Origin of the sequence: Streptomyces sp., assembly GCF_050698815.1 — a bacterium.
Lineage (GTDB): Bacteria > Actinomycetota > Actinomycetes > Streptomycetales > Streptomycetaceae > Streptomyces.
Window position 1 is genome coordinate 1 of sequence record NZ_JBOHCV010000689.1, and the last position, 8,976, is coordinate 8,976.

An 8,976-nucleotide genomic window follows, 5' to 3' on the forward strand; every position below is an offset into this window, starting at 1 on the left:
CGCGAACGGAGACGTGCAGCCCGGGGAAGTCGGGTAGTCCTTGAGCACCTCCAGGCGCTCACCGATGTCGATCGCACGGGTGCGGTGCCCGGTGTGCTCGATCCCGATCTGAGCCAGGCAGTGGTTCCGCCGATCCGGATCCAGTCGTCGCGAGTGCCGGCTGGGCGCTGACCACCGAGCGCGTGGCGAAGAAGCCCGAGGGTCTCGACCTCGCAGGACTGCTCGATGTCATAGAGGCGGAGATGAAGGACGCCCCGGATCGCCTGCAGTGGGCGAGCCAGTCGTGCACCTTGGGTGTGCGCGCCTCGCGCAACATGACGTCCAACTCGTCACGCTCGAACGCCTTCGGGCGGCAGATCAGGATCGCCAGCAGTCTCGCCGCGGTGTCATCCGTCGCCCAGAGCCGGCACGCGAGTTCCTGCTGCGTCTTCAGCCGCTTCGCGAGCGCGCGCAGCTTGCCGAGGTTCACACCGTGATCGTCACCGTGCTTCTCGTTCACCTCGCGGAACTTCGGGTCCTCGAGCTCGGCCAGCTCGGCCATCACCTCGGCCACCATCGTCTCGGCCACCTCAGCCTCCTTTCCACCACGTGCGAGATTCAGGCTACGACCGCGATCGGCCTTGGCGTGGGCGTGCAGGGCTCCGCCCAGCTGATGAGAGGGGATACGGGCGCAGCTAGCGCTCCACCCGCTTCAGGCCGCGCACGGCCGGGATTGCCAGCAGCAGCGCGCAGGCGACGAGCGCCATGGACGCGGACACGTACAGCAGCGGCGCCGTTCCCACGACGATCGCGAGCGGTCCCGCCACCGCCTGCCCGACCGGCTTCATCACCAGCGAGCCGGCCGCGTCGTACGCGTGTACCCGGCCGAGGACATCCTGCGGGATGTGCGTCTGCACGCTCGTGTGGAACATGACGATCCAGAACGCCATGCCCACGCCGCTCACCCCGTAGCACCCGGCGATGAGCGGCGCGGGTAGGCCGAGAGCGACCCCCAGCGGCATGAGCGCCCAAAGGATCATGGAGAGTGCGCCGGCCCGGAGCGGATACCGCGGGCGGAGCCTGATCGCGACGATCCCGCCCAGCACGCTTCCCGCCCCGAGGGACGACATGACCAGGCCGAACACCGATGCTCCGTAGTCGGTGACGAGCGTGCTGTTACCGAGGGTCATGGTGGGGCCGGCGCCGGCCAGCTGCCAGAGCATGAAGACGACGATGACGCTCCACAGCCAGGTCCTGGCCCGGAACTCCCGCCATCCCTCGACGAGATCGGCCCGGAACGACGAGGCGCCCTTCCGCGCGTCCGGGCCCATCGAGACCGAGCGGAGCAGGAGGAGGCAGGCGCCGCTGACCGCATAGGTCAAGGCGTCGAGGGCGACCACCGCCGCAGGTGAGGAGACCACCAGCAGCAGGCCGGCCAGCGACGGGCCGATGACGATGGTGAGGGACTCCGAGATGCGGAGGGTGGCGTTGGCCTTCTGTACGTCCTGGGCCGTGAGCGGGGTGATGCTGGCGACTCCAGGCTGGAAGACAGCGCTGCCCGCCCCGATCAGGGCCAGCAGCACCAGGATCTGCCACAAATGCGGCGTACCCAGCAGGAACAGCAGCGCGAGCACTCCCTGAGAGCACAGCCGGGCTGCGTCCGAGACGACCATCAGCCGCCGGGCGCCGTAACGGTCGGACAGCACCCCGCCAAAGATGATCAGTGCTGCGAACGGCGCTACGAGCGCGGCGAGCGCATAGCCCACCCCACTCGCCCCGTATCCCGCCCGGATCACGGCGGCCGTGATCGCGACGGGGAGCATCGCGTCGCCCAGCAGGGAGGTGGTTCGGGCGGTGAAGAACAGCCGGAAGTCCGCTGTCCACAGCGGCTGATCAGACGAGGTCTCCTTGACTTGCAGGTCACGGGCCATGTCCGAGCCAGCCACCGCTCACCGTCCCACGTATGCCGTTGTTCCCGGCCAGGGCGAAACTCTCGCGCCTTGGCCGTCCTCGGTCAACGGAGTATTCGGCAAGCCCAGAGTTCTCGTCTTCACCCTCTCCGCTGTGAAGGAGAGGGGCACCAGCGGTCAGGAGCGTCGGGGTGGGGTGGCCGGCGGATGGTTCGTGGAGCGGATGAGAATTCGGAGGAGATCTGCGCAACGATGCGGAACACTCGGGCCGACCGATGAGTTCTGCCAAGCGTGCCGGTCTTCACCGGCGCCCACACCCACGTCCGTGCCGACGGCCCTTGGCTGGCTGCGAAGCGACTGTGACCTGAACCCCAGCGAGGTGCTGCCATGTCAGCTGCGATCCAAGAAAGACCGGCCGAGCAGGCGGGCCGCACACCGACGGTGGTGCGCCTGCTGGTACTGGCCACGTTCGTGGTGATCCTCAACGAGACCATCATGATCAACGCTATTCCGCGGTTGATGGACTCGTTGCGCATCACCGAGCAGTCGGCGCAGTGGCTGACCACCGCGTTCATGCTCACCATGGCCGCCGTGATTCCGGTCACCGGCTGGTTCCTGCAGCGGGTCACCACCCGCCAGGCCTACGCGACAGCGATGGGCGTGTTCCTCGCGGGCACCCTCCTGTCAGCCGTCGCGCCGTCCTTCGAGGTGCTGCTGCTGGGTCGGATAGTGCAGGCCGCGGGCACAGCCGTGACGATGCCCCTGCTGATGACCACGTTGATGATCGTGGTGCCAAAGCAGGACCGCGGCCGGGTGATGGGTAACGTCACCCTGGCGATCTCGGTGGCGCCCGCGCTCGGACCCGCCGTGTCCGGGCTGATCCTGCAGGCCGGCTCCTGGCGACTGCTGTTCCTGGTCGTCCTGCCGATCGCGGGTCTGGTGACCTTGTTCGGGCTGCGCAAGATGGACAACATCAGCGACCCGCAGGTGAGCTCCATCGACTGGCTCAGCGTGGGCGTAGCGGCACTCGGCTTCGGCGGCCTGGTGTACGGCCTGAGCCTCTTCGGCGGCAACGACGGCAGGGTCGGGCTCGGCATCGGCATCGTCATCGCCGGAGTCGCGATGATCGCGGTTTTCGTGATCCGCCAGCTCAAGCTGCAACGCACCGGTGTGCCTCTGATGGACATGCGAATCCTCGGGCACCGGACCTACAGCCTGTCCTTGCTCCTCATGTCCATCGGGTTCCTGGCGATGCTCGGATCGATGATCCTGCTGCCGCTGTACCTGCAGAACTTGCGCGGGCTCAGCCCGCTGGAGACCGGCCTGCTGGTCATGCCGGGCGGTCTGGCCATGGGCCTGCTGGGACCGACCGTCGGAAAGATATTCGACCGGTTCGGCAGTCGGCCACTGGTGCTGCCCGGCTCGATCGCCACGTTCCTCGCCCTCGGCGGGTTCACCCAGGTCTCGATGACGATGCCGTACTGGCAGGTGCTGGGACTGCACACGCTGCTGATGGTCAGCCTGGCGGCGACGTTCACCCCGGTCTTCACGCTTGGCATGGGCGGGCTTCCCCCACACCTGTACTCGCACGGCAGCTCGATGCTCGGCACGTTGCAGCAGGTCGCCGCAGCGTTCGGGACCGCGCTTGTGGTGACCGTGATGTCCGCGCGCACCAGCCACCTGGTCGCCGACGGCGTCGCCGCGGTGCCCGCACAGGTGAGCGGGATGAAGCTGGCCTTCGGCGTCGCGACCGCCCTCGCCCTGGTGACGATCGTCGTCGCGGCGAAGCTGCCGAACCGGGTCCCGGGCGCTGATACCCAGGACCATGGCGATGCCGACACGGTCCCGCCCACCGATGGAGCTGCCACGCAGCAGCACAGTGCGAAGACCGTGAAGAGCGATAAGGAGCCTGACATCCAGAGCTGATTCGCCCGCCGGTCGAGGGTTCGGATCTCCCTTCAGCGTGTTTTGCCGAAGAACTCGCGGACGTCACTGACGAGCAGGTCGGGGGCTTCCATCGCAAGGAAGTGGCCACCGCGGTCGAGTTCGGTCCACCGCACGACGTTGTGGTCGCGTTCGGCCCAGCGGCGGATGGTCACGTCGTGGGTGGAGACCAGTACGGCGGTGGGCAGCGTCCCGCGCCGGTCGGCTGCCCAGTCGTCCTGGCCGTTGCCCCAGCTGTCGTCTTGCGCGGTGTCGACGCCGGAGTCGGTGCTCCAGCCGTCGGCCGCGGCCTCGCTCCAGGCGTTCGCGGAGATCTCCTCTTCATGCGGAGCCCGACTTCGCCGACCCTGGAGATCGTGCCGGGTGCCGAGGGCAGGTGGTTCCACGTGGAACAGCGCGGCGGAGCCGTCTCGTTCACGGCACGGCCCGGGCCTTGTCGTCCGGTTCGCGGAACGCCTTAGTCCGGGAACGGACCGCGTACCGTGACGCCTCCATCAACCACGAGACTCTGGCCCGTCACATATGACGAGAGCGGCGAGGCCAGGTAGACAACCGCCGCTGCCGCGTCCCCGGGGACGCCGAACCGACCCATCGGAATCTCAGGGGTTCCGTCGGCATCCTGTGCTGAGCCTGCCGCCGGCGTCGCGATCGCGCCGCACGCCACGACGTTCATGCGGATGCCATCGCCCGCGTACTCTGCGGCGACGGTCTTGGCAAGGCTGGCGAGTCCGGCTTTGGCAGCGCCGTAGCCTGCCTGCATCGGTGCGGCCATCACGCCGGTGACTGAGCCGACGCAGACGATGGACCCGCCGTTCTCTTGAGCCAGGAACGTACGGATGGCAGATCGGGCTGCCCGTGCTACATAGCGAAGGTTCATCTCGTAGACCAGATCCCAGTCGTCGTCGCTCATCTCGTGCAGCCGTACGGAGGGCACGAACGAGACCTGCCCTCCGACAACGGTCACGAGCGTGTCGAGCCTGCCGAACTCGGCGGTGGTGTGGGCGACGAACCCGTCCACATCTTGCCGGGATCGGACATCGCCGACGAGCGGAATGGCGCGTGCGCCAGACTCCGTCAACTCATGTACGGCCTCACGCGCTCGCTCCTGTTCGATGTCCGCGACGGCGACAGCTGCGCCGGCCGCAGCGAAGGCACGCGAGATCGCGCGTCCGATGCCCTCGCCTCCGCCCCCGATCACCAAGGTCTTCATGCCATCAAGTGGTTGAGCGAAATCATTCACCGCCGGATCCTCGCATGCGGCGGCGGCAGCGGACCCGCTGAGGGCCAGCGCCTGCCGCCGCGCCCCGCAGCTCGCAACTCCCCAGCTACTGGACGCTGTTGGGGCACGGCTGGCCCGCAACTGGACCGTCTTGCGCATCTCCGACCCGGCCCAGCCCAACCCCTCCCCGGGCCCCTCGGGCCACCCGTGCAACGACTGGGGCGTGGCGTACTCGAGCCGGTGGCTCCAGGCGTAGCCCGCACACCGGGTGGTTGGCCCCGACGGGGGTCAACCACCCGGCAGAGCGGGAAGCCGGCATCGCGAAGCGCGTTCTCCCTGCCGGGCTGCCATGTCTGGACAACGAGGCAACGATGGGGAAATCCCCAGCAATTGCCGTCTGAGGGGGCGCACGGCACGCGTGTTTTCCATTGGTCGCGGATGCGGGCGAAGGAGCCCAACACACCCGCACAGCACTGCAGTTGACGCTGGTGAGGTTTATCACCGACCGAGCCATCGACAACTTCGCCGGTCATGTGCTGGAAGGTGTGTCAGACGGCGATCCACGAACCACTGTGCCCGCATTGATTCGCTGACGTGCGGTACGTTCCCGCGTCCGTATTGCAGGACCAGTGGTCCTCTATCTGGATCGGCTGGCCATTCCGCGCCGCCCTACTCCAGATTGTCACCACAGAAGCACTAGCGTCACTCTGCGCTATGCGACTGTGCAAGAACCCCTGGCCGGATGAATGAGGCGCCGATTATGAACCGCAGGACTCTCACGCCGCCCGCCCTGGCCGGGCTGCTTGCCTCCGCCCTCGTCGGCTGCAGCGGCGGAGTGGACGGGCAAGCGGAGGAGAGCGAGACCATCGTCGTGGGTACGACGGAGAGAGTCGCGGTCACCGAGGACAGCCCCGCGCCCTTCGACCCGGCCGCCTCCTACGACACCAGCTCCTGGAACATCATGCGCAACACCTTCCAGACGCTGCTGCGGCCGCCCCGTTCGGGCACCGAACCGGTGATGGACGCGGCCGAGAGGTGCGGCTTCACCGACAAGCGGAACGATCAGTACAGCTGCACTCTGCGGGACGGGCTGACCTTCTCCAACGGGAACAAGCTGAACGCCGAAGACGTCGAGTTCTCCACCGAGCGCCTGCTCCGCATCAACCACGAAGGCGGCCCGGCCTCACTGCTCAGCAACGTCCGCAAGGTCGAGGCCACTGGCGGCAACAAGGTCCTCTTCCACCTGAAGAAGCCTGACGCCACCTTCCCGTACAAGCTCGCCACCCCCGCCGCCTCCATCGTCGACAGCCAGACCTATCCAGCCGACCGCCTCACCAAGAGCTCCAAGGGAACCGGCTCGGGGCCGTACGTACTCGACGACTTCGACGACAAGGGGCGCAAGGTGCTCCTCGTCAGGAACCCGGACTACCGGGGCGGTCCCAGGGCGAAGAACGACGAGATCGAGCTGCGGTTCTTCACCACCGCGCACGCCCTTCAGAAGGCGCTCGACTCCGGCAACATCGACCTGATGAGCCGCGGCGTCACGTCCCGGTTCGTCGAGCGGCTGGAGGCGGACCCGGACGATCACATCGAGCTCGTCGAGCAGCCGGGGCAGGGGGTCCGCTATCTCGTCTTCGACACGGAGGACAAGACGCTGGGACGGCGTGCGGTGCGGCAGGCGTTCGCCCGGATCGTGGACCGCAAGCAGTTGGTCGGGGACGTGTACGAGCGTACGGCTGAACCGCTGTACTCCCTCGTCCCCAGCGGCCTCACGGGGCACACGAACTCCTTCTTCAACGAGTACGGCGAGCCGAACGTCAAAGCCGCGAAGCGCACCCTGCGTAAGGCCGATGTGAAAACCCCGGTGAAGATCACCCTTCACTACCCTCGAGTCGGCCGAGGTGGCTCCACCACCAAGGAGTTCGCCCTGCTCGAGAAGCAGCTGAACGGCAGCGGACTCTTCGACGCGACCGTCAAGGGCGAGTCCCCGGATTCCTACAGCTCGGCCGCGTTCAAGGGGAAGTACCAGGTCTACGGCTTCGGCTGGCTCCCGGACTTTCCGGACGCGGAAAACTTCATCGCACCCTTCTTCGAGAAGAACAACGTCCTCAACTCCCCGTACAACAACAAGGAGATCCGTGACGAACTGATACCGCAGACCCGGCGGGAGCCCAACCGAGCGAACGCCACGCCGAGTTTCACCCGCGCGCAGAATCTCGCCGCGAAGGAGATCCCCGTACTGCCGCTGTGGCAGGGCAAGCAGTACATCGCGGCCCGCGACGACATCACGGGCCTGGAGTGGGCGCTCAACTCCTCGTCGCTGCTGCAGCTGTGGGAGCTCGACCGCGGGGTGAGCGACTGACGCGTGCGGCGCCGTCACGAAGGCCGGCCGCGAAGCCCCAGGTCACTGACCTGGGGCTTCGTTGCCGTCCAGACCTCTTGGCGACGGAGTCCGTGGATCAGGACTTTTCTCCCTGGTCCTGCTCTTCTCCCTCGACCTCGGTGGTGATGGGGCTGTCCGTCACCTTCCCGTTGATCTTCGTGGTGATGGGACCGGTGGTGACGCTCTTGTCGTTCACCGTCTGCGTGACGTTCTCGGAGCCCTTCACCTGAGCGGACACGGCGTCGCCCGGACCGCGCTCGTGGACGGAAGGGGCGCCGTTCGCCAGGGCCGAGGGCGCCGAGACAGCGCTCAGACCGGCCACCAGGCCCACCACGGCCACTGCGCGGGCGAAGCTCTTCATCATGATTCGTCTCCCATACATCGAACGCGGGTGATTGCGTGTACAGATGCTGATCTACCCGTGCTCAGGTGGCGGTGATCACTTTTACATACTTTTTCATCTCTTTGCCAGGAATTGGACATAGTTCGCCGATTGCTCGCCGACCCCCGCCAACAGCGCGGGCGGGGTGACGGAGCATCAATTCCCAGGCAGTGAACTGATCGATGACCCGAACGCCCTTCGATGTGAAGGCGGGCGAGGGGTGAGCAGGTTGCGATCGCATTCCACGCTGCGCCAGCGGAGTAGTCTGCGGCAGCGGATCGATGACGCGCGGTATGGATCTCATATGAAAGCTCCTGATACCAGCAGGTCAGGCCATCGCTTCGTCGGCATCGCCCTGGGGGTAGCGCTGCTCCCCGTCCCTGTCGCGTTGGGTGTGGCCCTGTCGCGCCCCTCCTCCACACCGGTCGCCGCACCGGACCTCAAACCGGCCGCCGCACCGGCGGTCCCCACCGTGCCGGAGGTGATGCCCGAACCACCGCCCCCCGAAGTGGTCCGCAAGGAGCTCGCCGCCCTCACTGTCGAGGCCCCGCACTCCTTGAACGGGTACAACAGGGACAAGTTCGAGCACTGGGCCAGCAACAACCGCTGGCCCATGACCCGCGAGGTCGTCCTCCAGCGCGACGGCAAGGACATCGCCCTGGACGCACCGGCCCAGGCGGCCTCGACACGCTGGCACAGCCCCTACGACGACCAAATCCTCGACGCGGCATCGGAGGTCCACGTCGACCATGTCGTGCCCCTGGCCAACGCATGGCGCTCGGGAGCGGACGAGTGGAGCTCCTCCCAGCGCCACAAGTTCGCCAATGACCTGTCCACCTCGCAGCTCATCGCCGTCTCGGTCGTCGCCAACAGGGAGAAGGGTGACCAGTCGCCCGATCGGTGGACCCCGCCGAACGCCGATTACCAGTGCATGTACGGCAGGGCCTGGACCCACGTGAAGTTCAGCTACGGGCTCTCGGTCACCGAGAAGGAGAAGACCGCGCTGGAATCCCTGGTGAACACCTGCTCCTGAAAGCCGGCTGCCGCCTCGAGGGCCGGCTGAACCTACGGGGCCCGGGCGCCAGATACCTCAAGCATGAAGCGACAGAGGGGTGTTCGACCGCTGCCGCATACCGGAGGCTGTCCTCATCCCGGTGAC

At 67.0% G+C, this 8,976-nt stretch carries 7 protein-coding genes and 2 pseudogenes; 3 read left to right on the top strand and 6 right to left on the bottom strand.

The window, feature by feature from the left end:
- The 3 genes and pseudogenes from ACRDP3_RS24525 to ACRDP3_RS24535 all read right to left on the bottom strand — a co-directional run.
- A pseudogene (locus ACRDP3_RS24525) lies at positions 1-129 on the bottom strand (DNA alkylation repair protein); the annotation flags it as partial.
- A gap of 141 nt (positions 130-270) precedes the next feature.
- A pseudogene (locus ACRDP3_RS24530) lies at positions 271-556 on the bottom strand (DNA alkylation repair protein); the annotation flags it as partial.
- Between the two features lie 118 nt (positions 557-674).
- Positions 675-1,910 (bottom strand): MFS transporter, encoded by a 1,236-nt coding sequence (locus tag ACRDP3_RS24535; protein ID WP_431519177.1) that lies wholly within the window; start codon positions 1,908-1,910, stop codon positions 675-677.
- Positions 1,911-2,276: 366 nt separating this feature from the next.
- Here ACRDP3_RS24535 and ACRDP3_RS24540 point away from each other — a divergent pair, with 366 nt between their 5' ends.
- Entirely contained in the window at positions 2,277-3,815 is a 1,539-nt protein-coding gene (locus tag ACRDP3_RS24540) for an MDR family MFS transporter (protein WP_431519171.1), read from the top strand.
- 32 nt (positions 3,816-3,847) lie between these two features.
- On the opposite strand, the gene ACRDP3_RS24545 is transcribed toward ACRDP3_RS24540, so the two are convergent.
- Positions 3,848-4,219 carry an alpha/beta fold hydrolase gene (locus ACRDP3_RS24545; protein ID WP_431519172.1) on the bottom strand — a complete coding sequence of 124 codons (372 nt, stop codon included), beginning with the start codon at positions 4,217-4,219 and terminating at the stop codon, positions 3,848-3,850.
- A 71-nt stretch (positions 4,220-4,290) separates the two neighbouring features.
- Positions 4,291-5,073: an SDR family NAD(P)-dependent oxidoreductase gene (locus ACRDP3_RS24550; RefSeq protein ID WP_431519173.1), complete on the bottom strand. Its 783-nt coding sequence runs from the start codon at positions 5,071-5,073 to the stop codon at positions 4,291-4,293.
- A gap of 739 nt (positions 5,074-5,812) precedes the next feature.
- Here ACRDP3_RS24550 and ACRDP3_RS24555 point away from each other — a divergent pair.
- Entirely contained in the window at positions 5,813-7,414 is a 1,602-nt protein-coding gene (locus tag ACRDP3_RS24555; protein ID WP_431519174.1) for an ABC transporter substrate-binding protein, read from the top strand.
- A gap of 97 nt (positions 7,415-7,511) precedes the next feature.
- On the opposite strand, the gene ACRDP3_RS24560 is transcribed toward ACRDP3_RS24555, so the two are convergent.
- Positions 7,512-7,799 carry a hypothetical protein gene (locus ACRDP3_RS24560; protein ID WP_431519175.1) on the bottom strand — a complete coding sequence of 96 codons (288 nt, stop codon included), beginning with the start codon at positions 7,797-7,799 and terminating at the stop codon, positions 7,512-7,514.
- 322 nt (positions 7,800-8,121) lie between these two features.
- Between ACRDP3_RS24560 and ACRDP3_RS24565 the strand changes: the two genes are divergently transcribed.
- Entirely contained in the window at positions 8,122-8,850 is a 729-nt protein-coding gene (locus ACRDP3_RS24565; protein WP_431519176.1) for an HNH endonuclease family protein, read from the top strand.
- Positions 8,851-8,976 lie beyond the last annotated feature (126 nt).

Excerpts from the sequence above, each read along its gene's own strand:
- ACRDP3_RS24535 (WP_431519177.1), bottom strand. The coding sequence starts at position 1,910 with ATGGCCCGTGACCTGCAAGTCAAGGAGACCTCGTCTGATCAGCCGCTG.
- ACRDP3_RS24565 (WP_431519176.1), top strand. The coding sequence starts at position 8,122 with ATGAAAGCTCCTGATACCAGCAGGTCAGGCCATCGCTTCGTCGGCATC.
- ACRDP3_RS24560 (WP_431519175.1), bottom strand. The coding sequence starts at position 7,799 with ATGATGAAGAGCTTCGCCCGCGCAGTGGCCGTGGTGGGCCTGGTGGCC.
- ACRDP3_RS24540 (WP_431519171.1), top strand. The coding sequence starts at position 2,277 with ATGTCAGCTGCGATCCAAGAAAGACCGGCCGAGCAGGCGGGCCGCACA.
- ACRDP3_RS24555 (WP_431519174.1), top strand. The coding sequence starts at position 5,813 with ATGAACCGCAGGACTCTCACGCCGCCCGCCCTGGCCGGGCTGCTTGCC.